Origin of the sequence: Paenarthrobacter sp. FR1 (genome assembly GCF_051106045.1) — a bacterium.
GTDB lineage: Bacteria > Actinomycetota > Actinomycetes > Actinomycetales > Micrococcaceae > Arthrobacter > Arthrobacter nitroguajacolicus_A.
On the sequence record NZ_JBPFSF010000005.1, the window covers coordinates 1 to 25,716 of the forward strand.

Here is a 25,716-nt window from a genome sequence, read left to right on the forward strand (position 1 = left end):
TCGAAACCAGCTGAAAACCAGACCACCACACACGGGGGTGCGCAGCAACCTGGCAAAATTCAACCAATCAAAAAACAATCGGTATCAACAAACTTGGCACACTATTGAGTTCTCAAACAACAGACACAACCGGCACCACCCACACCCCACAGGGTCCAGGATCGCTCCGGAGCAACTTTTCAAACTTACCCGAACCGGCCGCACAAAGCAAACCAAACCCCGGGCCTCCCACACCACCCAGCAGCACACAAAAGCACCACCGAAACCGGCAATTCGAAGGGAGTCGGTCGCCATTCCTTCCGCATCAGCGGCGGCGACTCAGATAACTTTACACGCGCCCCACCCCCGCACCAAATCCACCCCAACACCACCCAAAAACCCCGCAAACACAAGCCAAACACCCCCACCACACCCCAAAACCAACCCAAAAACACCCCAACAACCAGCAGTGAAGCCCATCACACCACCCAAACCACCGCCGTCGAACACCCACCACCCCCAAAAAACAGCAACGCTCCCCCACCAAAGTGAGAGAGCGCTGCCCGAAAACGGCAAATACGTGAGAGAGCGTCCGCCAAAAACGGCGATTAGGTGAGAGAGCGTCGGTAGGGGGCTGCGGCTAGCGGCCGTCAGTGACCCCCGTGGCCTCCGGCGCCCTCGGTCTTGCGCATCATGGCACCGAGCACCACTGCGGCGACGGCAATGATGGTGGCGGCGAGGAACGCTGCCTGCATACCGGCAACGAGCCCGGAAGAAGCCGAGACCACAGCGTAGATGGAGACCAGCAGCGCAGTTCCAGCTGCTCCCGAAACCTGCTGCGCGGTGCTGATGATGGCCGAACCATGCGAGTAGAGGTGCGGGGGCAGCGGGTTCAGCCCCGTGGTGAACGCCGGCGTAAACAGCAGGGCCAAGCCAAGGCTCAACGTCACGTGGAGCGCAATCACCCAACCGAGCGCACTGCCCTCATCCAACCGGGAGAACTGCCACAGCGTCAGGACCATGAGGACGGAACCGGATACCGTCAGCGGCAAGGGGCCAACCTTGTCGAAGATCCGGCCGATGACCGGGCCCAGCAAGCCCATGGCCAACCCGCCCGGCAGCAAAGCAAGACCGGTCTCCAGCGGCTGAAGGTGCAAGGTGTTCTGGAGGTACAGAGGCAGCAGGATCACGCCACCGAACAACGCCATCATGGCTACCACCATCAGCAGCGTTGACACAGTGAACATGCGGAACTTGAAGGCACGGAGGTCAAGCAACGGGGCATCGGACTTCTGGAGCTTGAGCTGCCGGAAGACGAACAGTGCCAGGCACAGGATTCCAACCACCAGAGCGATCACTGGAACGATGCCCGCGTCCGCGCCACCGATCTGGCTCAAGCCGTAGACCAAGCCACCGAAGGCCGGCACCGTCAGGATCACGGATGCGACGTCAAGGGTGGTCTTTTCGCGTTCACCAACGTTGGTGAGGTACTTGGCGCCAATGGCGAAGGCTGCAAGGGCCACCGGCAGCACGAACACGAACATGAAACGCCACGAGAAGTGGTCCAGGATGATGCCGGAAACGGTTGGGCCCATGGCGGGCGCCACGGAAATGGCAATGCTGACGTTGCCCATGACGGCGCCACGCTTGGACATGGGTACCAGGGTGAGGATGGTGGTCATCAGCAGCGGCAGCATGATGGCCGTACCGCCGGCCTGGACGATGCGTGCCAGCAGGAGCACCAGGAATCCCGGCGCCAAGGCAGCCAACAAGGTTCCGCCGCTGAAAAGTCCCATGGCGAGCATGAAGGCCCCGCGGGTACTCATCCTCTGCAGGATGAACCCGGTGGTAGGAATAACCACTGCCATGGTGAGCATGAAGCCGGTGGCGAGCCATTGGACGGTGGAAGCGCTGACCTGCAGGTCCGTCATGAGCCGCTGGAGCGCGACGTTCATGATGGTTTCGTTGAGGATGACCACGAAGGTGGCCACCAGCAACGTCACGATGACAGTCACGGATTCGCGGGACATCTTCCCCGACACAGGGGCCTGTGGGCGCCCTGCCTCGGTTACGGTGACGGCACCGGAAGTGGGCGCGCCGGATTCAGGTTTGCCGTTGGCGTCGGACGTGACGTCGGTAGACATGAGGGTTCCCCAAGGGTTGGATTTGGTGTCCGGCGAGCTGTGCCGGTGAAGACTAAAACAGTCTAAGCGCCCATCCAATTCCCGTCAGCAGGAAAATTCCAAACGTTAGGAGAACAACGGAGCGTTATCGATGAGCCGAACCGGCCCTACTTTAGCGGCAACGATTGCCAGGCCTTCGCCGCGGAAGGGCGTCTCCTTGCAGTTCTCTGCGAGCGGTTCCAGCGTTGTGGGATCCACGACGTCGAAGTAGTCCAGTTCCACCAACGGTTGGGATTCAACAAGCGCGACGGCGGAATCCAGATCCAGCGGTTCATGCGCTGTGGCGCGGGACTCAATAAGGCGCAAAGCCCGCGACAACACCAACGCCGCTTCGCGCTCCTCATCCGACAGGAACCGATTGCGGCTCGAAAGCGCCAAGCCGTCATCGCTGCGTACGATCGGCACAGGAACGATCTCCACAGGGAAATTCAGGTCCGAGACCATGCGCTTCACCAAGGCCAATTGCTGCGCATCCTTCTGGCCGAAGTAAGCCCGGTAGGCCGCCGTCGTACCATCCGCCGCAGCACCTCCGGGTAGTCCATAGTGCAGCAGTTTGGCGACCACGGTTAGCGCGCCGTCGAAGTGTCCGGGGCGTGAGGCGCCTTCCCACTTCTCGCCCAGCGGCCCGGAGGTCACCCGCACCAGGGGCTGGCCGCCCGGGTACACCTCGTCCACGGAAGGTGCGAACACGAGGTCAACGCCTTCGGCGTCAAGCAGGGCCATGTCGGCGTCGAGCGTGCGCGGGTAGCGGTCAAGGTCCACAGCGTCGCCGAACTGCAGCGGGTTGACGAAGATGGTGGCTACCACGACGTCGTTCTCAGCGACGGCGGTCCGCGCAAGTGCCGCGTGGCCCGAGTGCAGGGCGCCCATGGTGGGTACCAAACCTTGCGAACTTCCACCCTTGGCTGCCAGGAGCCTGGCGCTCTCGGCGCGCAATTCCGCCGCGGTGGTTACGAGTTTGATGGCCATGCTGTTCAGTGTCCTTCCGGCGACTTGGGGTGGGCCCCCAAGGCATCGTCGATCTCATTCAGTTGTTCCGGGCGCAGCAGGCCTCGGTTGCCTGCCCGGCGTGCTGTGGCCCGCGCCATGGCCTGGTAGGCCGCGAGGACATCGCCGCCTGCACCGCCGTCGTATTCCTGCAACGCCTGGGCGTGAGCGGAAACAGTACCCACATCGCCGCGCGCCACGGGACCGGTCAACGCAGATTCGCCGGACGCGAGGGCGTTTTCCAGGGTGGCACGCAGCAGCGGACCAAGCATGGTTTCCGGGTTTTCGACGCCGATCTCCCGGAGCATCTGCGACGCCTGCGCCACCAGCGTGACCATGTGGTTTGAGCTGTGCGCGAGGGCTGCGTGGTAAAGCGTGCGGTCACCCTCGGCAATCACTACCGGCTCGGCACCCATCTCAACCACCAGCGCCTGCGCGATGGGCAGCATGGCGGCATCCGCCGTGACTCCGAAGGTGCAATCCATGAGGCGGGTCAGGTCCAGACTCATGCCGGTGAAGGTCATGGCCGGGTGCAGCGCCAACGGAATCGCGCCAACCGCGCGGACCGGGTTGAGGATCCCGACGCCGAACCGGCCTGACGTATGTGCCACCAGTTGGCCGGGCTGCCAGGCTCCCAGCTTGGCCAGACCTGCGACCAGCTCGCCAAGGGAATCGTCAGGGACGGCCAGCAGAACGAGCTCGGCACGCTCAACAATGTCCTGGATTTCGAGGATCGGCACACCGGGCAGCAGCGTCTCGGCCCGCTCACGGCTCGCCTCGGACACCGCAGAAACTCCGACGACGGCGTGCTCGGCTCCGCGCAAAGCGGCACCGAGGACGGAACCCACCTTGCCTGCGCCGATGATGCCGACTCCGAGTCGTCCTGGCCTAGCCATCGTGGCGGTCCTCCTGGTGGGTTGAAGTCTGGTGTTGTTCGGGCTCCGCTGGTTTCCCAAGCTCCGCTGGTTTCCCAAGCTCCGCTGCGGCCGCCACTTCCGGAGCCTGTGGCGCTACCTGCGCCAGCCACTGCTCGCTGGTTTGCCGTTTCCTCGCCTCGCGGGCACGGGCTGCCTGCTGGTCGAAGAGCTCCACGGCCTGGCTGACGCCGGCTTGGAACACACGGGGAGACACAGGGCCTGCCGTGGTGTGGAGGACAAGATCGGCCACCCCGAAGCGCCGTGCCCATGGGCCTTGGTGCAGGGCCATGGACTGTGTCCGCTGATGCGGAACCATGACCAACGCCCGCCACCAGCGTCCCGACCGGATCAGCAGGGCAGTTCGGGTAGCGCGGAAACCATTGCGTCGCCAGCCAAGCGGGGCCAACAACCGGGCGCGACGCGGGGTGGTGGTGAAGCCATCAGTTTGGACCTCCGGAACCTGTTCGTCCGGGGCCGGGTTGGACGAGCCCACCGGCGCCAACCCCTCAAGCCCGGCGGTGAACACCCTTTCCGGGTCCTCCACACCCGGATCCGGCAGCACCAAGGACATCATCCGCATGACGTCGGGTTTCAAGCCAACAGGAAGCAACATGGTTCGGGCCGCACCTTCAGTGCTGGCCGAAACGCCGTACCCCGCCACATTGACGTGCATCCGGTACCAGCCGAAAATCCTCCAGAGGGGCGGCTGCGTCACCATGAGTGCTTGAATACGTCCCGGCGGGAGGGTCTGTGCCTGGGTATCCAGGAGACCGTATCGAAGGCGGATACCGTCCGGGGAGATAGCGGCTGTGAAGTTGTAACCCTTGTTGAAGGACGTCCAGTACGCGGCGCCGATGCCAAGGATGCCGGGAATCAGAGCCAGGAACAGAGTCTGGTTCTGCGTAAAGACCGAAACCGCTACCACCACCGCGGCGCCGACCAGGATACCGATGGTTTGCTCGCTCAGGAGCAGCGAACCGATGAGACGGCCCGGTGGCACCGACAACACAACATGCTCCGGAGCTTCGGGGACTTCCTCGGTCGCTTCGGGACCGCTGACCACGCCAGCCGCGCGCGCCAGGATGGTGGCGCGCAACTGCTTGGCTTGGTCGAGCGGAAGGTAAGCCAACCGCACCGCAGACTCACCGGCGTCGGCCACTTCAAACTTGAGTTCAGCCAATCCGAAGATCCGCGCCAGAAGCGGCTGCACGATGTCGATGGCCTGGACACGGTCCAGGCGGGCCTGCCGCTGCTGCTTGAACAGGAAGCCCGTGTTGACGCGGACGTACCCTTCGGCCACTTGGTAGCGCGTGAAGTACCAGCTCAGGATGAACCCGCCCACCGTCAGGAGCAGCACCACGGCTCCGCCGGCCAAAAGCCACGGCACCCGGCCGTTCAGGTTCGGGTCCAGGAAGTCGCGTCCCTGCAGCATGCGCTCGAAGGCGTCGCGGCCAAAGAAGAACCCGACGGCGGCCAGCGCCACCCAGCCCCGGACAAACGGTGACGCGGGATGGACGCGGTTCCAGCCGCCGTCGACCTTTTTGTCGGGGAGGCTCACCGCCGCACTGTCCTGCGGGCTCACAGCCCGGCCAGCCTGGCTTCTCCGCGAGCCGAAAGCTGTTCGCGCAAGCGTGCGCCTTCCTCGGCGGGAAGTCCTGGGAGATGCGCGTTGGTTCCAGCCGAAGCTGTGTGGAGCTTGAGGGTGCAAAGTCCCAGGCCACGCTCAACGGGGCCAACGGCAACGTCCACGTACTGCATTCGGCCGTACGGAACCACCATGGTGCGCTGGAAGAAGATGCCACGACGGATGAGGAGGTCGTCGTCGCGTTCCGCGTACCCGATGGCGCGCACTTGGCGCGGGATCAGCACGAGCCGCCACAGGGCCAGAACCAGCATCACCGCCGGAACCGTGATGGCGAGCCATAAGGGAGGCCAACGCCACCAGCCCAGCAACACGAAAATAAGCGGCAAGCTGAGGACAGCCACCATCAAGACGTTGCCGATGGCCCACTCCACCAAGCGAACGGTGACGTATTTGGGGGATACCCGTAGCCACTGAACGCCGGGAGGGTCAATCGCCTCGGTATGCATACTCGCCTTCACCTTTGGTTTCGCCGCGACGGGGTTCCGGTCCGGCGGTACCGCCTTCAAAGTCTTCCGGAGGGATCCGGCAGAACCGTTCCACAACCAATCCAACGACCACCATCACCACACCGCCGCCGCCCATCAACAAGGCGTTCCACAGGATGCCTTCACCGCCACGCAAGCTGCCGATCCGGAGAAGGTCCAACGAAATCCCGGCATGCCAGCCAAGGAGAAGCGTCCCGGCGTAAGCGCAGGCCTGGGCCAGGATCAACGTCCGTGCAGCCAGGATCGGGTTCAGCATGTTCTTCTTCTTGCCGTTCCGCCAGCGAAGGACACGGATGCCCATGACCAGTGTGAGCCCGACGATGACGCCCATGGTGATCAGCGCGGAGACCGGCAGGACCGGTGTGGGCATGCTGAAGCGGTTTGTGGTGGCCGTGGCCAACCAGCCGATCACGGCAGCGATGACGGCGATGAGCACCAGAACCACGGGGCGCATTGCTTTCATGGCTACTCCACTGCTCCCGTCGCCGGTACACCGGCGACGTCACCGTAGCCGTCGAAACGGCGAATGTCCGGCATGTCAGCGGCGACGGCGGCCAGTTCGGTAACGCTCTGGCCGTTCAAGTGCGCGTGAGGCTCCAGCAGGGACCACGGGTACAGCACGAAAGCACGCTCTGCCGCCCTGGGGTGCGGGAGGGTGAGGATGGGATCGTCGCTGACGACATCTCCGAAGACCACGATGTCCACATCAAGCGTCCGGGGACCCCACCGGACTTCCCGCGTGCGGTGGTGCTTCGCTTCGACGTCGTTGCAGTGCTTCAGGAGTTCCAACGGAGTAAGTGTGGTCTCGACAGCCATGACCATGTTCAGGAAATCGGGCTGGCCTTCCGGCCCGCCGACAGCCTTGGTTTGCACCACCGGCGAGACGCCCAGGAGACGTACCTCCGGCGGGTCGACGAGGTCGGCCACAGCCGTGGACAGCGTGTCATTCCGCTCCCCCAGGTTGCTGCCAAGCGCCAGGATGGCCTTGGTGTAGCCGGACGTCATGACCGCTCCCTGTAAACGCTGACAGTGACGTCGCCAAACGGCACCTCGATGGGGGCCTTGGGCTTGTGGACGGTGACATCGACGGCGGCAACACTGTAGTTCTCGAGGATGCCCTCGGCGATCCTGACGGCCAAGGCCTCGATGAGGTTCAGGGGCTCACCCTCGATGTGTTTGGTGATCAGTTCAGCCACCTCGCCATAGTGCGCCGTGTACTGGAGGTCGTCAGTCTCGGCAGCCCTGGTGAAATCCGTGTACAGCACTGCGTCCACCACGAATGGTTGGCCGTCACGGCGTTCGAAATCGAACACTCCGTGATAACCGACGGCGGTGACGCCGGTCAGCGTGATCCTGTCCACAGCGTTTTCCTATCAGCGGGCGATACGGGCGGCGACCTTGACGGCGTCAAGGCTGGGACCGACGTCGTGAACGCGAACAGCCCAAGCACCCTTGGCGGCGCTCAAAGCGGTAATGGCGGCAGTGGCGGCGTCGCGTTCCAAAGGCGCGGCCGACTTACCGGCCACGGTGAGGAGCGAACCAAGGAAGCGCTTACGGGAAGCAGCCACCATCACTTTGTGGCCGAGGCCAAAGAGGTGGTCCAGGTTCTTCAGGATTTCCCAGTTCTGGTCCTCGTTCTTGGAGAAGCCGACGCCGGGATCGACGATGATCTGCTCCGGCGCAACGCCCGCTGCGTACAGCTTGTCACGGACGCCGCTGAGCTCTGCGACGACGTCCTCGGTGACGTTCTCGTAATCCGTGAGGCTATCCATGGTCAGGGCGTCGCCACGGCGGTGCGTAAGGATGTACGGAACCTTGGTGCGCGCCACGAGCTCAGGCATGTCCGGTTCAATCGTGAGGCCGGAAACATCGTTGATGATGGCAGCACCGGCCTCCACAGCGGCAGCAGCAGTGGACGTATGCATGGTGTCGATGCTGACCAGCGCGCCGGCCTTGACCAGTGCCTGGATGACCGGAAGGACGCGGCGCTGTTCTTCTTCCGGCGAAACGGGCTCGGCGCCGGAGCGGGTGGATTCGCCTCCGACGTCGATGATGTCAGCGCCGGCGTAGAACATCCGCAGGCCCAGCGCGATAGCGGTGTCCGGGGTGCGGTGGGTGCCGCCGTCGCTGAAGGAATCCGGGGTGACGTTGAGGATTCCCATGACGAGCGTGCGGTCCGTGGGCAGGTCCTCGAACCTTGCCGCGGGCCGCGGCTTGCGGAGAACCGGCAGCGGGCTTGTGGCCGGGCCGGTTCCGGGTGCTGCAGCGAGGGAGTCCATAATGCTTACCTTCCGAGTATGAGGCTCATGGCCTCGGCGCGGGTGGCCGGGTCATGGAGTTGACCGCGCACCGCGCTGGTGACGGTCTTCGCGCCGGGCTTGCGGATGCCGCGCATGGACATACACATGTGTTCACATTCGACGACGACAATCGCCCCGCGCGGGTTGAGGTGCTTCACGAGCGCCTCCACGATCTGCGTGGTGAGGCGCTCCTGCACCTGGGGTCGGCGGGCATAGATATCGACCAGTCGCGCCAGCTTGCTGAGGCCGGTCACCTTTCCGTCATGTGACGGAATGTAACCGACATGCGCGACTCCGTGGAACGGCACCAGGTGGTGCTCGCACGTCGAGTAGAAGGGAATGTCCTTCACCAGGACAAGCTCTTCGTGGTCGAGGTCGAACGTGGTGGAGAGGACATCCGCAGGGTGCTGGTGCAGCCCCGCGAAGACCTCTGCGTAGGCCTTGGCCACGCGCTTGGGCGTGTCCTGGAGGCCTCCACGGTCAGGATCTTCGCCTATTGCCAGGAGGATCTCGCGGACAGCCGCTTCAATGCGTGGTCGATCCACTTTGTGGCCGTGCTTGGAGCCCGCGGCGGAGCCGTGGGCGGCGGCGAGGTCGTCGTCGTCGTCGAAATGAGTCACAGCAGAAAGCTTAGCCGTGATGCGGGTGGTCGTTGCCGCCGTCGGGATGCGGGGCCTGGAAGGAATCCTGGCTGCTGACCCCCTGTGCATGCGGAGCCACCACGTCCAAGGGCTCGTCCAAGCGGGCCTTCTTGGCTTCCTCCTGGGCTTCGCGCTCAGCCTTCTCGGCGCGGCTCTCCACAGGTGGAATCGACTGCACGGGACGGGATTCCTTGGACAGCCAGATCTCGCGGAAGTCGCGCTTCCGGATGTCGTGGAAGATCTCGGCGATCTCGGCCTGGTTCAAGGTTTCGCGTTCCAGCAATTCCAGTGCCAGACGGTCCAGGACGTCGCGGTTTTCCGTGAGGATGGCGTAGGCCTCGTCGTGCGCCTGGTCGATCAGGCGACGAACTTCCTCGTCCACGACGTAGGCGATCTGGTCCGAGAAGTTGCGCTCCTGCGCGGCGTCGCGGCCGAGGAACGGCTCGCCGCCGCCCTGGCCCAACTTCACCGCACCGACGCGTTCGCTCATACCGTACTGGGTGACCATCTTCCGGGCCGTGGAGGTGGCCTTCTCGATATCGTTGGAGGCACCGGTGGAGGGATCGTGGAACACGATCTCCTCTGCGACGCGACCACCCATGGCGTAGGCCATCTGATCCAACAGCTCGTTACGGGTCACCGAGTACTTGTCGTCCTCGGGAATCACCATGGTGTAGCCCAGCGCACGGCCACGGGGAAGGATGGTGATCTTGGTGACCGGTGCGGAGTTACGCAGGGCAGCGGCAACCAGTGCGTGGCCACCTTCGTGGTACGCGGTGATCTTGCGCTCGAGTTCCTTCATGACGCGGCTGCGCTTCTGCGGGCCGGCCATGACACGGTCGATTGCCTCGTCCAGCGCCCGGTCGTCAATAAGGTTGGCGTTGGACCGCGCGGTCAGCAGCGCGGCCTCATTCAGGACGTTGGCCAGGTCAGCGCCAGTGTAACCGGGGGTCTTCTTGGCCACACCCCTGAGGTCGATGCCGGGGGCCATGGGCTTGCCCTTGGCGTGAACGTTGAGGATCTGTTCGCGGCCGATCATGTCCGGGGCTTCCACGGTGATCTGGCGGTCGAAACGGCCCGGGCGCAGCAGAGCGGGGTCCAGGACGTCCGGGCGGTTGGTGGCCGCGATGAGGATGACGTTGGTCTTGACGTCGAAGCCGTCCATCTCCACGAGGAGCTGGTTCAGGGTCTGTTCGCGCTCGTCGTTACCGCCGCCGATACCGGCGCCACGATGACGGCCCACGGCATCGATTTCATCAACGAAGATGATGGCCGGTGAGCTCGCCTTGGCCTGCTCAAAGAGGTCGCGGACGCGGGAAGCACCAACACCGACGAACATTTCAACGAAGTCCGAGCCGGAGATGGAGAAGAAGGGAACGCCGGCTTCGCCCGCAACAGCACGGGCAAGCAGCGTCTTACCGGTACCTGGAGGGCCGTAGAGCAGCACGCCCTTGGGAATCTTGGCACCGACGGCCTGGAACTTGGCCGGTTCCTGGAGGAACTCCTTGATTTCCTGGAGCTCTTCCACGGCTTCGTCGGCACCGGCGACGTCGGAGAAGGTCACCTGCGGCATGTCCTTGTTGACCAGCTTGGCCTTGGACTTGCCGAACTGCATCACCTTGGAGCCGCCACCCTGCATGCGGGAAAGCAGGAACCAGAACAGGACACCAAGCAGCAGCACGGGGATGAGCAGAGAGAACAGGCCGGAGAACCAGTTGTTCTCGATCGGTTGGTCGGTGAAGCCCTTGTCAGGGTTGGCACTGGTAACAGCCTTCACCACATCCGGGCCGCGATCCGTGACATAGAAGAACTGAACGTTCTTGCCCTTGTCCTGGCCGTCCAAATTCAGGTTGTCCTTGAGCACCAGGTCGACGCGATTCTCGGCGTCGAAAATCTTGGCCTGCTCAACCTTCCCGCTCTGGGAAAGGAGATCGAGGCCATCCTTGGTGTCAATGCGCGTGGAACCGCCCGGAGCCAGTGTTGCGAATGCCACCAGGAGCAAGCCAACGACGACAACAATCCAGATGCCCGGGCCCTTGAAGAAACTCTTAGCTTTCATCTGATCGGGGTTTTGCCCCGTCCCTCCTGGTAGTGCTGCAAGGCGCAACTTCTGCGCGCGAGTGGTGCTGCTTCAGTTTCAAGCTATACACCGTTCCCAGTAATTCACGCACTGGAAAGTCCAAAAGTTCCCTCTGGGCGTACACAGGATACTCGCGTCAGGCGCATCAGGACAGGGTTTGTTGCTCCAATGGCCAGCGGCGGTCCCTTTTCGTGGGAGGTAACTCGTCAGGCCGCGGCAACAGGGAGCACCAGCAGGTAGCCGGTAGGCAGGTCCGTGCTCCAGCGTCGAGGCTCGCGGACTACGAATTGCTGGGCCAACTGTTCCGGGGTCAGCAAGCTGTTGGGTTCAGGTGAGGGCCCCCACTGCCCGCTTCCGTGCGGGTACAGCGGGTCAAGGACGCGGATGCCGGTGACCTGGAACTCCGGAAAAAGGGCAGGATCACCGATCGACTCGAAGCCACTCATCACCCAAGCGTGACGGCCGCTCCACATGACCAGGCCAACAGGCCGGCCTGTCTGCGCGATGGCACGCGCAGCCGCCTGAAGCGTGTCCTCGTAGTTGGCGATGCTGACCACGGAATACGGGCCCATACCCACCTCGGTCAACACCTGCGCCCAGCCGCGTGGGTTGGCACCGTTGAACGAATTGGACGACCGCGCCCGCGCCATCTCCCACAACTCACTCTGTTGCGCAGGAGCAGCCCAGGAACCGCCACCGGTGTCGTCAATGAGGTTGTGCGCCATCTGGATGCTCGCGGCCACACACCAATCGAAGGTGTACTGCGGAACGAAGTCCCCCTCTTGGTAGAGGTTGAGGGCGAACGCCTCCGGCACAAGGGGCAGGGCGGGCGGCGGGGCAGGCTGCGGAGCCTGGGCGGGCGGAGGTGCGGCGACGGGTGCCTGGCTCGGGGCCTGTGATGTGCCAGCGGAGGGTGCGCTTGGCATCGCCGAGGAGGTAGTGGTCGGCTGGCCGGCGGCCTCGTCAAGATCGACCGCGGGAGTGCAGGCCGTGAGGAGGGTGGCAAGGACGGCGAGCCACGCCAGGAGACGGGCAGGGGCACCGGTCATGGTTCAGTCTAGCTCCGGGCCCTCAGGCAGGGCACCCCTTAAACGCGAATGCCGCACCGACTCCCGCCACGCCCACCAGTGGTTACTGGGGCGAACGGCGGAAAGCGGTGCGGCGAATAGCGCAGGAAGTTTACTCGTAAACGTGCGGAGCCAGGGTGCCCACGAAGTCCAGGTTGCGGTACTTCTCGGCGTAGTCCAGGCCGTAACCCACCACGAATTCGTTGGGGATGTCATAGCCGACGTACTTGACGTCGATTTCCACCTTGGCGGCGGTCGGCTTGCGGAAAGCCGTGCAGATTTCGACGCTGGCAGTGCCTCGGGACTCAAGGTTGGACTTGAGCCAGGACAGGGTCAGGCCGGAGTCGATGATGTCCTCCACGATGAGCACGTCTTTGCCCATGAGGTCGGTATCGAGGTCCTTGAGGATCCGGACCACGCCGGAAGACTGGGTGCCGGAGCCGTAGGACGAGACAGCCATCCAGTCCATGCTGACGTGGCTGTGCAGCGCACGCGCGAGGTCAGCCATGACCATAACGGCACCCTTGAGCACACCGACAATAAGGATGTCGCGGCCTTCGTAGTCCTTGTCGATCTGCGCCGCGAGTTCCGCGATGCGCGTCTGGATCTGCTCTTTGGTGTAAAGAACGTGCTTGAGATCTGCCTGGACGTCGTTTGAATCCACCAATGGCTCCTGTTTTGATGCTCGGGTGCGGCTACTGTTGGGACGGTTTCTGATGCCGGAATACTAGCTTCCCACAGCGCGCGGCTTCACGGGGACCGGCCTCCGTTGATTCACCGGTCGCATCGGCCTCCGGAGCACCTGTGGAAACGGTCCGCTGCTGCTCCAAATCGCTGAGGGATAGGCGGTACACGCTGACGTGGCCGGGTAGCTCCACGGGTCCGGCCGACCCTTGGCGTCGAAGCAGCGCTTCCGCAGCTTGGAGGCGCCCGTAACCGGGCTGTTGACCCCCGACGTCGGCGGCCGCCTTGGCGATCACACGGAACCTCAGTGCTGCGGGCAGCTCCCGGACGGCGTCCTCCGGCAACCAGGCGCCACCGGCTTCCCTCTGCACAAGTGAGAGATAGGTCTCGTTGGCCAAATCCTCAAGGAAATCTGCATCCTGCTGGAGGATCGCGGCGGTCCGTGCCAGCGACTCAGCGACGCCCGGCCCGAGCTTTTCCTCCAGAACCGGCATGACTTCCACGCGGGTCCTGGAGCGGGCGAACGCAGGATCGGCATTGCTCGGATCGTGCCAGGGGTCCAGTTCCTCAACCTCGCAGATTTCCAGGGTCTCCTCGCGTCGAAGGCCCAGGAAGGGGCGGAGCAGGCGTCCGCGGGCTGGCCTCATACCGGCCAGCGAGCGCGTTCCGGAACCGCGGGCCAGCCCCAAGAGCACTTGCTCCGCCTGGTCATCCAGGGTGTGGCCCAGCAGGATCGTCTCACATGCGAGGTCGTCAGCGGCAGACTCCAATGCGGCGTGACGGGCGTCCCGGGCAGCAGCTTCAGGCCCAAATCCTGTGGAAGCAACGTCCACGGTGCGCACTTCCACGGGATCGATCCCCAGCTGGCGCAGCACAGACGCAGTATGCGAAGCGACGTCCGCCGACCCGACCTGCAGCTGATGGTCAACCACCACGGCGGCCACTGTCACCGGATGCCCGTCCACGTGCCCGCGCCGGGCAAAGTAGGCGGCAACTGCTGCGAGCGCCAGAGAATCCGGGCCTCCGCTGCACGCCACGAGCACACGTGATGGATAGCCGGCAGCGGCCAGGGCGTTCTGCAACTGCTTACGCGCTTTGCCGACGACCGGCGCCAAACGACCCGGCCGGCGTCGACCCTTAGCTGCTGACGTACCGCCGTGACTGACAGGAACGCTCAAAGCCCCATCCGCTCAAGCCAAAGCTTGGAGTTGTGGATCTCTTCCTCGGTGGGAAGGTAGTCGGCGGACTCCCAGACCCGGTTGAAGCCTTCCATACCGGCGACGGCCACCACCTCGCGGACAAACTTGGCGCCGTCCGTGTACTGGCGCATTTTGGCATCCAGGCCCAGGAGGTTGCGGATGAACTTCTCCACCACGCCACGGTCCTTGCCACGCTCGTTGAAGCGCTGGCGGATGGTCTTCACGGAGGGGACGATGCTGGAATCCACGGCATCCATCACCACATTGGCATGCCCCTCGAGGAGGCTCATGACTGCGGTGATGTGGGACAGGGACGCCTTTTCCTCGGGGTTCTGCAGAAGGTCAAGAATGGCGCCACGGCCTGGCGTTTTGTCCGAGGGAGTGCGGTCGCGCAGGGACTTGGCGGCGGCGCTAGCCCGTTCCATCAAAGAATCCATGTTGCCCAGGAGGTTCCCGCTGAGCTTCTCGATTTCGTCCAGCATGTGGTGCCGGAGCCACGGCGCGGCGGCGAACTGCACGCGGTGCGTTTGCTCATGCAGGCAGACCCAAAGCCGGAAGTCGTCCGGGTGGACGTTGAGTTCACGTTCCACGGAGATGATGTTCGGCGCCACGAGCAGGAGGCGACCGCCGGGCGGAACGTTGGCGTCAGGGGCCAAGGCAGCAAAAGGATCGTACTGGCCGAGGACCTTGCTGGAGAGGAAAGCGAGCACAGCGCCCAGCTGCGTACCGGTGATGGCGCCGCTGGCAGCAGCGGCGGCCGGGGTCATGCCCACACCGCTGCGGCTCTCCAGCATCTTCTTCAGCGCCGGCTGCAGCATCACCGAGAAACTCTGCGTGTTGGCCTTCGACCACGAGGCGCGGTCCACCACCAGGACGTGCGAATCACGCAGGTCCCGCGCGGCATCCAGCCCCGTGATGTCGTGCACGTGTGGGACGGAGATATCCGCGTTGAAGCGCAGGTTCTCCACCGCCTTGCCAATCTCTCCGGCGCTGAGCTCAGGGCCGGGAGGGGCAAGCCGGGCAGCCGTAGAGGCGGCCAGGTCCCAGTTGATCAGGGACGGGGCCCCTGCTGACGAATCTCGGGCAGATGACACCATACGGTCCATCACACCACACGTAACCGACAGTGAACCCTTAAGTTCGCTCCACGCTGAGCATTAACCCCGGCAACCACATGAGGCCAGCACCGAGGCCGAGCGGTCCATCGCCACCTTGTTCCCGGCGGCCCCCGGGTCCAGGCCGTTGCCGATGAACGAGAACACCAGCAACCTGCCATCCGCATCCACCACGTAACCACTCAGCGCGATCACCGTGTTGAGCGTCCCTGTCTTGGCGCGAACCAACCCGGCACCCTCGGCGGTGCTGGCGTCCACATACCTGTCATCCAACGTGCCGGTCAGGCCGGCCACTGGGAAGCCGTCCAGCGCTGTCCGCAAGGCAAGATCCGGTCCGCTGGTGATGGCACGGACAACGTCGGCAAACTGTCGGGCGCTGACCTGGTTCTCCAGCGCCAGGCCGGAAACGTCGGCCAGTTGCATCGAATCCGTGGCGATTCCCAACTCCCCCAGCCTTTGCCGCACGGCCGCAGTGGCGCCGTCGTACGTCGCCTTCTGGCCGGAAGCGCCTGCGGTCATCCGCCCGAGTGCCTCGGCGAGGAAGTTGTCCGAGGTCTCCAGCATCAAGTCCACTTGTTCGCTGACTGTGGCTGACTCTGCTGTGGCCAGCACTTTGGCGGGGAGGCCTTTGCCGCGTTCGACGCCGGGCGTCACCGAAACGCCGGCGGCGGCCAACTGCTCGGCGAAGGCCTGGGCGGTGGTGACGGCCGAATCCTGTGGCCGCGGACCGGTCACGACGCCCGGCGAAAAGCGTCCGGAGTTCAGAGCGAGGGAGAACAAGGGCGCGGTCTCGCCTGCTGCGACGTCATCCAGGCTCCACGCCGGGTTGAGGGGCGCTCCGGCGAACAGGGAGTCGTCCACCTGGACGGTAACGGGCCCCTTCACCCCGGCATCAGCCAAAGCCTCAGCGGTGTCCTTAGCCAAGGAAGCCAACCCGGCCCGCCCCAGGAGGGCTGAAGGATCAGACGCGGAAGACCCCAGCAGGACGTCCCCTCCCCCGGTCAGGACCACTGTGGAGGGGTCGTCGGACGCGAGGACCCTGGTGGTGAAACGCGACTCGGGGCCCAGCGCCTTCAAGGCGGCGACGGCGGTCAGCAGCTTCATGTTCGAGGCCGGGATGCGGTTGTCGTTGGCGTTGCGGTCAAAGAGGACCTGGCCGGTGGAGGCGTCCATGACGACGCCGCTGATGGTGCCCGCGCCGTCGGGTTTCAGGGTGGCATCCAGGAGCTTCGTGACTTCTGCTGGCAGGGGGATTGGAGCATCCGCGTCCAAGGGGAGCACGCCATTGGCGTCGGTGAGGTGCCCAGGCTCTTGTTGCCAAGCGGGAATGGTTGGCGAAGGCTTGGGAATACTTAGCAGCCCCGGCACCATTCCGACTACCACCACTGCACCGAGGCACAGCAGGACAACCGCCAAAAGCCCTGGCCACTTCAAGCGCCCCCACGCCGCGGATACCCGCTTCCGGGCACCCCCGTTCTTAACGCCCTTCATGCAGCCGCTTGGTCCTGTCAGTCCTGAAATGTCCCCGCCGGTTCAAGAAACCCGGGCCTCTCGCTATATCCTCAATAGTAGTCGGCGGCACCGGCTGTACTTTTGCCTGCCGCCAGCCCCGGGCTAAGCAGCCTGCCTGAGGCACCGTCACCCGTGACGGCCGCTTCGGCGGAGCGACGCCCCACCCACACCCGTCAAGGAGCATTCCATGAAGCACGACGTGACCATCGAGATCCCCAAGGGATCGCGCGTCAAGTACGAAGTTGACCACGAAACCGGCCGTGTCCGCCTGGACCGCGTCCTGTTCACCTCCATGCAGTACCCCACGCACTACGGCTTCTTCGAGAACACCCTGGGCGAAGACGGCGACCCGCTGGACGCACTGGTGCTCCTGCAGGACTTCGATCTGCACCCGGGCGTCATCGTTGAATCCCGCCCCATCGGCGTCTTCAACATGACGGACGACGGCGGCGGAGATGCCAAGGTCCTCTGCGTCCCGGTTGATGCACGCTTCGACCACATCCAGGAAGTCAGCGATGTGAGCGAGTTCCTGATCAAGGAAATCGAGCACTTCTTCACGCGCTACAAGGACTTGGAGCCCGGCAAGTGGGTCAAGGCCGAAGGCTGGGGCGACCGCGCCGCTGCCGAAGCTGAGCTGGAAGCCTCCATCAAGCGCTACGTTCCGGCAGCACACTAGTTCTCACCCAACCGAGTCGCAGTTACCCGGTTGGGTCTCGACGGCGGTCGGTGCGGTTCCCTGCGAACCCCACCGGCCGCCGTCGTTCTTTAACAGCTGTTTGTGCACATGGGCATGTCTCCCCATCGCGGCGGCTTGCAGGTCCGCCTAGGCTGGGACGAGACTTTTCGATGCTTGCACACAGGGGGTTCCATATGGCTGGGTTCTACGGCGCGGATATCGCGCAGCTTCGCAGTCTGGCTGGCGTGATGGGCAAGGCTGCAGACGCCATCAACTTGGAAAGCGCGCAGCTGTCCAACGCCATCAATTCCACAACGGCGTGGCAGGGCAGGGACGCCACAGTGTTCAAGGGCGACTGGAACAGCCAGCACCGGCAGAGCCTGGTGAAGGCCGCCAACATGCTTCGCGAAAATGCGAGCCAGCTGAAGAAGCACGCCAACCAGCAGGAGTTCGCCAGCCACAATGACGGTTCGGGCACGTCCGTGGGTGTGCTCAAGGATGTCTACGACACCGGAATGGGCGTCAAGGAACTCGGCGCGCAGCTGTGGACCGCCTACAAGTACGGCAAGTTGGGCCACGCGGAATGGGTCAAAACCCGTGAAGTGCTCACCAATTGGCGTGCCGGCGGAACGGTTGTTCGTGACGCATTGACCGCCCTGCGCAACGGCGAGAAGGTCACAGATGTCATCACCGACCTCAAGGCCAACATCCCTTACAGCCAGGCGTTCCAGGATGCCAGCAAGTTCTCCAAGGGACTGCGGATCGCCGGAGCCGTGGCGGCACCACTGAACATCGTGGGTGGCATCAGCGACATGATCAGCCCTGAGCACGACGGCTGGCGCGGCACCGGTGACCGGGTTGCAGGCGGGCTGTCCGTGGTGGGTGGAGTGGGCAGCATCATGCTCATGACAGCCGGTGGCGCGGCACTCCTGGGACCCATTGGAGCGCCGATCGTTATTGGCGCGGGCATTGTGGCCGGAGCCTGGGCCCTGGGCAACCTCGTGGCCGACAACTGGGATTCCATCAGCAACTTCGCGAGGAACCCCGGCAGCTACATAGCCGACGGCGCCAAGGAAGTGGCGGGCTTCGCCAAGGATGTAGGCAGTAAGGTGGCAGACGGGGTCAGTGACGCCGCCAAGTCAGTCGGAAACTTTGTCGGAGGGATATTCGGATGACCACCAGCACCATGAAATGGACCCAGCGGGACATTGAGGCAGCTGCCAAGGTCCTGGCATCGGCCAGCGCCGTGGGAGCGCCCTTGCCCACCTTGACCGACGAAGAAGTGGTGGCCCTTGATGGTGTCCAACACGAGCAACTGGTGGCCCTGCCTTGGCTTTCGGCCCAGGATGCCAGCAAGGAATTGATGTGCGCCATCGCCTTGCGCGGCCTGCTGGCCAAGGAGCTTGTGTACCCGGTGGTGTTCGAGGGCGAGACCGAGCCTTCCCGCCTCCACGCCACCGAGGACATCACCGGTGCACTGACCTTGCGCCGTAGCGGCAGCAGCGTTGTTTCCGTGGAGCGCACCGTGTCCACGGGTAAGCGGTGGCTCTACGGCTACGTCCACGACGACGGCGTGCTGCTGGAGGAAGTGGACGAAAGCGGCCTGCACGGCTTCACCGTTGTCACCCGCGAGCAGTTGGTCCCGCGCCTGGCGGACTTCGTGGACCCTGAGAAGGCCGCGGCCAAGGACACCGATCCCACCGTGTACACAGAAGCCCAGTTCGAGGACCACGCCGCAACAGTCTTGGCCGACACCCAGGCCGCGAGCAACGTGGTGGCGTTCAACTCCGACACCAACGACTTCCCCACCGTCACTGTCTACACTGGCCCGTCCAGCGTGCATGTGCTGACCCCCCAGGTAACTGGCGAGTCCGTCAAGCTTGAACTGAAAGAAACCTCGGCAGCGTCCTTGGCCGGCGTCCTCGGCGGACTCGCCGGCCTGGCCTGACATCCCGCACCCACGCCGCCCACCGCCGTCGAGCTGAAAGCCCCTCATGAGCACTTCGAAGTCCACCACCGCCACCGGTCTGGTTGATGCCGCCACTGGCCGTCCCATACGCCGCCACCCCGATACCGGCGCATACTTCGTCAAGGCGTCGGGAAGCTCGCACTTCTGGGGCCGGGCCCTGGACGCGCTCGTCTTCCTGGTGGGCTACGTGGTCCTGGCCGTGATCGCGGTGATGGTCCGCGAGTCCATGATGAACAGTGGCTCGATGCTGGGATTCAACGACGGCTTCTGGCTGACCCTCTACGTTGTCCTGTGGTTCGTCGGCCTGTTCGTCTATGGCATGATCTGGGGCACTGCCGGCAGCGTGGGTGACGCCGCTGCGGGTATGCGCTCCGTCCGGATTAAGGACGGCACGACGGCGGGTGCGTGGCTGGGCGGTTGGCGCGCCATTTGCTGGTCCTTCTTCCCGTTCTTCGTGGTGATGGTCATTGCTTCAGCCTTGAGTGGTGGAAGCGGCGACACGTGGGACCCGAAATTCGCCGCCGTCGATCGCCGGTCCGGCCTGGCTCAAGGCCAGCCGCCGGTTCCCGATCCCAAGATCGTTGCCTCGCAGCAGGCCGCCGACGCCGAGCAGCAGAACCTCCCCAACCTTTACGGCCAGCGCCCGGATGCACGGCCGTAACTGGCTGGTTCGACGCGTTGAGCGCCGGCTCGGAACCGAGCTGGGGCAACTCCGTTATGTCGCTTCTTCGCGGCGCATCTTCTGGAAGGCCCTGGTCGCCTGCCTGATAGTGGGTTTCGTCTTTGGGACCATCGCGGAGTTCGTCAGCCCTATCCGCTCAACGCGCCAGCCCGGACATTTCAACGATCCCGCGTTGTTCGCCACGGCCAGCATCCTCACCGGACTGGTGTTGTGGTCCATGACGTTTCTGGGCAGCTTCCGGAAACTGCTGGTCTTCGACCGCGGAATCGTTGCCAAGTACTCACAGGCAAGTACGCAGTTGGTGTTTCCTTGGAACGACATCGTTCCCGGAACCATCAAGGCCGTCACGACGGCCGACGGTACCGACCCGGACCGCCGCCTGGTGGCCCGCCGGAAGGTTTCGTTGGGTGCCGGCGGCCGGAATGCCGTGGTATTCCAGGCACGCGACACCTTCTGGGTCTTTGCCTCCAACGAAGATCCAGCTCCCTTGGTCACCGCCATCCAAGGGGCAATGCGCGACGCCGGGATACCTGACGCGGCGCGGGCAGCAGCGGGTGCCTTGCCCGCCGTCGTACTGACCGGGCAAGTGGCTCTTGACTGAACAGCAGGCAAATTATGCCCTTGCAGACCGACTACCAGCCGGTAGCATGTGATCCACTATGTTCACTCTCACCATCAACCAACGCGACAGCCGCCGCGACGGCGACCTTGTGCCGCAGCTGCTCAAGGACCTGCGGCACATTCCTGCGCGGCTCGATTTTGACCGGTCGGTTGAAGATGAAGTGCAGGGAATCGTCGAATCCAGCCATCAGGCCGTAGAGACGGCGCTGATCGCCCTCAGGTCCAGCCAGTGGTACGTGGGAATCGGCGTGGGACCCATCAACGAGCCGCTCCCCAACCTGGTCAAGGACGCATCGGGGCATGGGCTCGTCTACGCCCGCAGGGCCGTGGACCGGCTGCGCAACGGCAAAGAGCGGATCCCCGTTGCCGTGGATGGCCCCTTGGCCGCCCTCGCTTCGGAAGCCGAAGCTGTACTCCGGCTGCTGGGACACATTGTGCAGCACCGCAGCGCGGCGGAGTGGAGGGTCCTGGATCTGTTGACCCCCGGGGTTCGCGGCCAGCAGAAAACCGTGGCGCAGGAGCTGGGCATCACCACCCAAGCGGTCAGCAAGGCGTTGGCACGCGCTCAGTGGGCCGAGGAGCACGCGGCACGGCCCGCCGCGGCCCGCCTGCTGCAGCTGATCCTCGAAGTGCGCTGACAAACCCAAACAGGGGACAGCACCCGTCGCAATGAGGGTTCAATGCGACATGTGCTGCCCCCTGCTTGGGTGGGCGGGCCAGCTTACTGGTTGCTGACGTTGTCCTTGGCCGTCTCGGCACGTTGCTGGACGTCGGCGGCTGCTGCCTGGCCCTCGTCCTTCACGTTGGCCGCTGCCTCGGTGGCGCTGTCCTTCACATTCTGCATGGCATCCTGTGCAGGCTCCTTCATGTGCTCGGCGACTTCCTGCGCAGCGTGGCTCAGTTCGTCGGTAAGCGGCTGGGCTGCTTCCTTGACCGCCTGGGCAGCCTCGCGTTCTTTGTCCGAAGCGGGGAACAGGGAGGACACCAACAAGCCTGCGCCGAAAGCGATGAGGCCAGCTGCGATCGGGCTGCCCTGCGTCTTACGGGTGATGACCTGCGGAGTATCGCCAAGATCCGAGACAGCACCGGAAACACTGCCGGCGACATCAGAGACAGCGTCTCCGGCCCGGTGTGCAACGTTGCCTGCGGCATCGCTGACATCATCGCGGGCGCCGAACACGGCGGTCTTGATCTTGTCTACCCGGCGGTTGACGATGTGTGACGGGGTGACCTTGTCAGCCACGGCATCAACGTTGGTGCTGAGCCGCCGGCGAGTTTCTTCGATATCGGCGCGCAGGGCGTCGGGGTTCTGCGTCATCGTGTCTCCTCAGTGTTCGGTTTCAAAGCGGGAGGTATTTCCTTGACCGTCTCAGCGGTCTGCGGCATGCCCTTGATGGTGTTCAATTCCTTGCGGCCCTTTGCTGCCAGGACTGCAGCCACGATGCCCCAGATGACCGCGACAATAACCGCGGACCATCCCAGGCCTACGAGCTGACCCAAGGCCCACCAGAGGGCTATGGACAGGAACAGCACGGTGATGTGGCCGGCGTAGGCAGCCCCGCCCAGCATTCCAGCGCCCTTGCCGGCCTTGGTGGCGGACTCCTTGAGCTCCGCCTTGGCCAGCTCCACTTCCTGGCGCATCAACGTGGAAACGTCGCGCGTGAGGTCGCTCAGGAGCTCACCAAGGGGAAGGGTCTCTGCCTTCACATGGGCTTCCGTGGGAGGCAACTCGGTAGGACTGCTCATCGGTGACCTCCGTACTGGGGGTCGTCGGGATCAAGCGGTCCTGCAAGGGGGTCACCTTGGGCTTTGACGCCACCGGCCTCGGTTTCCGGGTAAGGGAGCGTGGATCCGTCGTAGCCGCCGGTGGTGCCTGCGTCATAACCGGTGGTGGTAGCTGCACCGTATCCGGCGGTGGTCGCGGTGGGTCCGGGGAGGTCCACGGCCGGAGGGGTGACGGCGCCACCCTGGCCTTGGGTGGGGTAGTAGACAGCACGGGGCGTCTGCGATGTGGCATCGGAAGTGCTGCTTGCGGATGCAGCGTCGGAGGCGTTGCCGGCCATGCCCCTGCCAAGACGGCCGGCGAGAACACCGGCACCGGCAGCCAGCAGCAGGAATGTTCCCGGCTTACGGCGTGCGAAGCCCTTGACTTCATCCAGGAGCGAGCCGGGATCCCGGCCCTCCAACCACTGGGCGACGGACGAGGAACGCTGGGCCGCCTGCTGGACCAGATCCGTGGCCACGCCACCGTTTTCAGTCGAATTTGCCATGGTGGACAGCTCGTCGGAGATGGAACGCAACCCTTCAGCAACACGCTGCTGCTGGGCTTGGGCCTGATCGGACAGCTCCCCCTTGGTCTGGGTGAGGAGCTGGCGGGCATTCACCTTGACCTCGTGGGCTACATGCCCGGCCTCGGTCTTGGCGGTATCTACGACTCCGCCAGCGGCGTCACCTACGGCACCGGCCACTCCTGCGGCTTCTTGCTTGGCGGTCTCGACAGTTCCGGAACCTGCAGAACCGGTGGTTGAACCGGTAGTGGTGGTTCCGACAGTTTCAGTTTCAACGTCCGGCGAGTCCAGGTAGCTTCCGGTAAAGGGTTCGGTCCCTGCGTGGGCACCGCCCCTTGGTGTCGTGAAGCTTCCGTCCTGCGGCGATTGGCTCTCAGTCATTGTCGCTCTCTTTCCACAGTTGGCAGGCTGCGGACAGCAGCCGGGATAGTAAGTATCGTTACTATCAATGGGTGTGTACCCGGATGCGGGGGTTCTAATCGCCAGCCAATCCAAAAAGATGGCATGGCCCACATACAGGGCTCTCCACTCGACAGGCGGCAACTTACCTGCCAACGTTGGCTTGATGAGCCAACTGCCCTCAAGGCGACGGCTGATCCCCGCGCTTCGCAAGACCGTTACACGCCACCGACTCCTCTTCGCCGCCAAGACTGCGGTCGCGGCCGGACTGGCCTGGTATCTGGCACCCTTCATGCCCGGGTCCGCTGCCGCCTATCCCTACTACGCTCCCCTCGGTGCCTTGGTCAGCATGCACCCCACCGTGGCGGATTCCGCCAAGCACGGGCTGCAGAGCCTGGCTGGACTGGTCCTGGGCATCGGCATGGCCTTCGCCATCACTACTGTGGCCGCCCCGACCGCCTTGGCTGTAGCCCTGGTGGTGGGCCTCGGCGTGCTCATTGGCGGCCTACCCAGGTTGGGAACTGCCTCGGAGTGGATTCCCATGGCAGCGCTGTTCGTGTTGGTGTTGGGCGACTCGAACGCGGAAGGCTTCTCCTTTGCCTACGTGCTCCAGATGGCACTGGGCGTGGCCGTGGGCTTCGCAGTGAACTGGTTGATCTTCCCGCCCCTGCACCTGGACGACATCGACCCCGCCATCGCCGGCCACCAAAGCGCGTTGTCCCGGCAGCTCAAGGACATGGCCAAGGCAATGCAGGAGTCCTGGCCACCCAATCACGAGGCCTGGGCCAGCCGCAGCGACGAACTCTCGCTCACCGCGGCAGCCGTGCGGACCGCGGTTCATCAGGCTGAACTGAGCGCCAAAGCGAACCCCAGGTCCCGCCGTCGGGCTACCCGCCTGCCCAACGACCTGGCCGGTCTACGGACCCTTGAGCGGCTGACTTTCCACGTCCAGGACATCACCGACGTCCTGGCAAGTGCCATCTGGGAAAAGGATGCCGGGACAGTCATCCCGGACGCCGTGGTGGGCAATCTGTCCGAGTCGCTGGAGTCCGTGGCAGCTGTGATCGATCACTGGCGGGACGCGGAATCCAGTGAGCTCGCCAGCCGCTTGGCGGAAGCCAAGGATGCCATAGCGGCCCTCAGCGATGCCGTGGCCGAGGCCGCTGCGGGGCAGTCTCCGGTGAACGCTCCGGCGTCGGTGGCCATGAGCCTGCGCCGCATCCTCACGGTGGTGCTGTCCTCGGAGTGACTCAGCGCGGCTCGAGCGGGGGCGAAGCCTTCCAGCCCTTGCCCGCGCCAAGTCCGTCCAGCATCTCGGCCAGCGACTCCAAAGACGAGTGCTTCGGCGACCACCCCAGGAGGCTGTGCGCCCGGGCGGTGTCCATGATGGGTGCGTTGGCAGCCATATCCACCCAGCCGCCGTCGGTCACCTGGAGCCGGAGGTGCCAACTGACCTCGACGACGGCGCGCAGCAGCGGCAGCGGGAACGGCAGCACCCGCCGGGCGCTGAAGATCCACGCCAAGGCGTTGGGGTCGATCACCGGTTCGGCTGCAATGTTGAACGCGCCCTCCGCCTTGCGCTCCAGCACGCGCCAGTAGGCGTCGGCGACATCCGCTGCATGCACCGCCTGGAAGACCAGCTCCCGGGGGACGGCGAGCAGTGGCAACCACGGCTTGCGTGGGACGAGCCGCGGCAAAATCCGGCCCAGGAAGTACCGGCCCACCTCACTCCCCGCCCCGGCACTGAACGTCAGCGCGGGACGAAGCCGGGCCACCACAATGTCCGGATTGTCTTTGGCGAAGCCATCCAAAAGCCTCTCCTGCGCAGCTTTGTCCACACTGTAGTGGGACTTGGGAATTCCAGCTGCGGGCCAGCCCTCCTTGGTGCGCTGGTCCTTGGGCGCCGGCGAATAGGCCCCCACCGAGGACGCGCAAACGATGTGCCCTACCCCTGCCTTCTTGGCTGCGGCCAAGACGTGGGCTGTTCCGGCCACGTTGGTTTGCCGTAGCAGCTGACGGTTGTGGTTGGGCTGGATGAGCCAGGCCAGGTGCACTACGGCGTCGGCTCCGGCCATGGCGACCTCCACATCCACTTGGTCCTCGCTGGAGCCAATATCCAGGGTGTGCCACTCAACGCCTTGGTAGGGGGCTGAGTCCTGGTCAGGTGCGCGGCGCGCAATCCCCACCAGTTCAAGATCGGCACCCTCCTCGGAGCGGGCCGATTGGAGCCGCTTCAGGACTTCGGTGCCGACGTGCCCGGTGGCTCCCGTGATCACAATTCGCATGG

At 64.3% G+C, this 25,716-nt stretch carries 27 protein-coding genes; 7 read left to right on the forward strand and 20 right to left on the reverse strand.

Features of this window, described 5'->3' with window-relative positions:
- Positions 1-629 precede the first annotated feature (629 nt).
- The 16 genes from ACR30Z_RS10965 to dacB all read right to left on the reverse strand — a co-directional run bounded on the left by ACR30Z_RS10965 (position 630) and on the right by dacB (position 16,773).
- Complete coding sequence (locus tag ACR30Z_RS10965) at positions 630-2,123, reverse strand: DHA2 family efflux MFS transporter permease subunit (RefSeq protein ID WP_434372571.1); 1,494 nt, start codon at positions 2,121-2,123, stop codon at positions 630-632.
- Positions 2,124-2,228: 105 nt separating this feature from the next.
- Positions 2,229-3,131 carry a pantoate--beta-alanine ligase gene (gene panC / locus ACR30Z_RS10970; RefSeq protein ID WP_144653126.1) on the reverse strand — a complete coding sequence of 301 codons (903 nt, stop codon included), beginning with the start codon at positions 3,129-3,131 and terminating at the stop codon, positions 2,229-2,231.
- Between the two features lie 5 nt (positions 3,132-3,136).
- Positions 3,137-4,045, reverse strand: a complete 909-nt coding sequence (locus tag ACR30Z_RS10975; RefSeq protein WP_144653127.1) for a Rossmann-like and DUF2520 domain-containing protein — start codon at positions 4,043-4,045, stop codon at positions 3,137-3,139.
- Positions 4,038-5,624 (reverse strand): PH domain-containing protein, encoded by a 1,587-nt coding sequence (locus ACR30Z_RS10980; protein WP_434372572.1) that lies wholly within the window; start codon positions 5,622-5,624, stop codon positions 4,038-4,040. The genes ACR30Z_RS10975 and ACR30Z_RS10980 overlap by 8 nt, the downstream gene beginning before the upstream one ends.
- Positions 5,625-5,644: 20 nt before the next feature.
- Positions 5,645-6,157, reverse strand: coding sequence for a PH domain-containing protein (locus ACR30Z_RS10985; protein ID WP_144653129.1), 513 nt, complete (start codon positions 6,155-6,157; stop codon positions 5,645-5,647).
- Entirely contained in the window at positions 6,138-6,659 is a 522-nt protein-coding gene (locus ACR30Z_RS10990) for a DUF3180 domain-containing protein (protein WP_144653130.1), read from the reverse strand. The genes ACR30Z_RS10985 and ACR30Z_RS10990 overlap by 20 nt, the downstream gene beginning before the upstream one ends.
- Positions 6,660-6,661: 2 nt before the next feature.
- Entirely contained in the window at positions 6,662-7,201 is a 540-nt protein-coding gene (gene folK / locus ACR30Z_RS10995; protein ID WP_144653131.1) for a 2-amino-4-hydroxy-6-hydroxymethyldihydropteridine diphosphokinase, read from the reverse strand.
- Positions 7,198-7,557 carry a dihydroneopterin aldolase gene (gene folB / locus ACR30Z_RS11000; RefSeq protein WP_434372574.1) on the reverse strand — a complete coding sequence of 120 codons (360 nt, stop codon included), beginning with the start codon at positions 7,555-7,557 and terminating at the stop codon, positions 7,198-7,200. Before folB ends, folK begins: the two co-directional genes overlap by 4 nt.
- Before the next feature lie 12 nt (positions 7,558-7,569).
- Entirely contained in the window at positions 7,570-8,475 is a 906-nt protein-coding gene (folP, locus tag ACR30Z_RS11005) for a dihydropteroate synthase (protein WP_144653133.1), read from the reverse strand.
- A gap of 5 nt (positions 8,476-8,480) precedes the next feature.
- On the reverse strand, positions 8,481-9,116 hold the full coding sequence (gene folE / locus ACR30Z_RS11010; RefSeq protein ID WP_090822646.1) for a GTP cyclohydrolase I FolE: 636 nt from the start codon (positions 9,114-9,116) through the stop codon (positions 8,481-8,483).
- 10 nt (positions 9,117-9,126) lie between these two features.
- On the reverse strand, positions 9,127-11,196 hold the full coding sequence (gene ftsH, locus ACR30Z_RS11015; RefSeq protein ID WP_144653134.1) for an ATP-dependent zinc metalloprotease FtsH: 2,070 nt from the start codon (positions 11,194-11,196) through the stop codon (positions 9,127-9,129).
- A 227-nt stretch (positions 11,197-11,423) separates the two neighbouring features.
- Complete coding sequence (locus ACR30Z_RS11020) at positions 11,424-12,266, reverse strand: hypothetical protein (RefSeq protein ID WP_434372577.1); 843 nt, start codon at positions 12,264-12,266, stop codon at positions 11,424-11,426.
- Positions 12,267-12,396: 130 nt separating this feature from the next.
- Positions 12,397-12,948, reverse strand: a complete 552-nt coding sequence (gene hpt / locus ACR30Z_RS11025) for a hypoxanthine phosphoribosyltransferase (protein ID WP_011772910.1) — start codon at positions 12,946-12,948, stop codon at positions 12,397-12,399.
- A gap of 31 nt (positions 12,949-12,979) precedes the next feature.
- Entirely contained in the window at positions 12,980-14,050 is a 1,071-nt protein-coding gene (tilS, locus tag ACR30Z_RS11030) for a tRNA lysidine(34) synthetase TilS (RefSeq protein WP_434372909.1), read from the reverse strand.
- Between the two features lie 92 nt (positions 14,051-14,142).
- On the reverse strand, positions 14,143-15,264 hold the full coding sequence (locus ACR30Z_RS11035) for a zinc-dependent metalloprotease (protein WP_144653136.1): 1,122 nt from the start codon (positions 15,262-15,264) through the stop codon (positions 14,143-14,145).
- Between the two features lie 60 nt (positions 15,265-15,324).
- Complete coding sequence (dacB, locus tag ACR30Z_RS11040) at positions 15,325-16,773, reverse strand: D-alanyl-D-alanine carboxypeptidase/D-alanyl-D-alanine endopeptidase (RefSeq protein ID WP_434372578.1); 1,449 nt, start codon at positions 16,771-16,773, stop codon at positions 15,325-15,327.
- A 208-nt stretch (positions 16,774-16,981) separates the two neighbouring features.
- On the opposite strand from dacB, the gene ACR30Z_RS11045 reads away from it, so the two are divergent.
- The 6 genes from ACR30Z_RS11045 (at position 16,982) to ACR30Z_RS11070 (ending at position 21,380) form a co-directional block, all read left to right on the forward strand.
- Positions 16,982-17,470, forward strand: coding sequence for an inorganic diphosphatase (locus ACR30Z_RS11045; protein WP_024818962.1), 489 nt, complete (start codon positions 16,982-16,984; stop codon positions 17,468-17,470).
- A gap of 194 nt (positions 17,471-17,664) precedes the next feature.
- Positions 17,665-18,645 (forward strand): hypothetical protein, encoded by a 981-nt coding sequence (locus ACR30Z_RS11050; RefSeq protein WP_144653138.1) that lies wholly within the window; start codon positions 17,665-17,667, stop codon positions 18,643-18,645.
- A complete protein-coding gene (locus tag ACR30Z_RS11055) occupies positions 18,642-19,418 on the forward strand; it encodes a hypothetical protein (RefSeq protein WP_434372580.1) in 777 nt (258 codons plus the stop codon). The genes ACR30Z_RS11050 and ACR30Z_RS11055 overlap by 4 nt, the downstream gene beginning before the upstream one ends.
- Positions 19,419-19,464: 46 nt before the next feature.
- Complete coding sequence (locus tag ACR30Z_RS11060) at positions 19,465-20,100, forward strand: hypothetical protein (protein ID WP_434372582.1); 636 nt, start codon at positions 19,465-19,467, stop codon at positions 20,098-20,100.
- On the forward strand, positions 20,087-20,722 hold the full coding sequence (locus ACR30Z_RS11065; protein WP_434372584.1) for a hypothetical protein: 636 nt from the start codon (positions 20,087-20,089) through the stop codon (positions 20,720-20,722). The genes ACR30Z_RS11060 and ACR30Z_RS11065 overlap by 14 nt, the downstream gene beginning before the upstream one ends.
- A 58-nt stretch (positions 20,723-20,780) precedes the next feature.
- Positions 20,781-21,380 (forward strand): hypothetical protein, encoded by a 600-nt coding sequence (locus ACR30Z_RS11070; RefSeq protein WP_144653142.1) that lies wholly within the window; start codon positions 20,781-20,783, stop codon positions 21,378-21,380.
- 83 nt (positions 21,381-21,463) lie between these two features.
- On the opposite strand, the gene ACR30Z_RS11075 is transcribed toward ACR30Z_RS11070, so the two are convergent.
- The 3 genes from ACR30Z_RS11075 to ACR30Z_RS11085 are packed head-to-tail and all read right to left on the reverse strand — an operon-like array spanning position 21,464 to position 23,411.
- Positions 21,464-22,060, reverse strand: a complete 597-nt coding sequence (locus ACR30Z_RS11075; protein WP_434372586.1) for a DUF3618 domain-containing protein — start codon at positions 22,058-22,060, stop codon at positions 21,464-21,466.
- Positions 22,057-22,488 (reverse strand): phage holin family protein, encoded by a 432-nt coding sequence (locus tag ACR30Z_RS11080; protein WP_434372588.1) that lies wholly within the window; start codon positions 22,486-22,488, stop codon positions 22,057-22,059. Before ACR30Z_RS11080 ends, ACR30Z_RS11075 begins: the two co-directional genes overlap by 4 nt.
- Positions 22,485-23,411 carry a hypothetical protein gene (locus tag ACR30Z_RS11085; protein ID WP_208760057.1) on the reverse strand — a complete coding sequence of 309 codons (927 nt, stop codon included), beginning with the start codon at positions 23,409-23,411 and terminating at the stop codon, positions 22,485-22,487. The genes ACR30Z_RS11080 and ACR30Z_RS11085 overlap by 4 nt, the downstream gene beginning before the upstream one ends.
- Positions 23,412-23,595: 184 nt before the next feature.
- Here ACR30Z_RS11085 and ACR30Z_RS11090 point away from each other — a divergent pair, with 184 nt between their 5' ends.
- Complete coding sequence (locus tag ACR30Z_RS11090) at positions 23,596-24,678, forward strand: FUSC family protein (RefSeq protein ID WP_244296928.1); 1,083 nt, start codon at positions 23,596-23,598, stop codon at positions 24,676-24,678.
- Position 24,679: 1 nt separating this feature from the next.
- On the opposite strand, the gene ACR30Z_RS11095 is transcribed toward ACR30Z_RS11090, so the two are convergent.
- The gene (locus ACR30Z_RS11095; RefSeq protein ID WP_434372589.1) at positions 24,680-25,714 is read right to left on the reverse strand and encodes an NAD-dependent epimerase/dehydratase family protein; all 1,035 of its coding nucleotides are present in this window, start codon (positions 25,712-25,714) and stop codon (positions 24,680-24,682) included.
- Between the last annotated feature and the right edge of the window lie 2 nt (positions 25,715-25,716).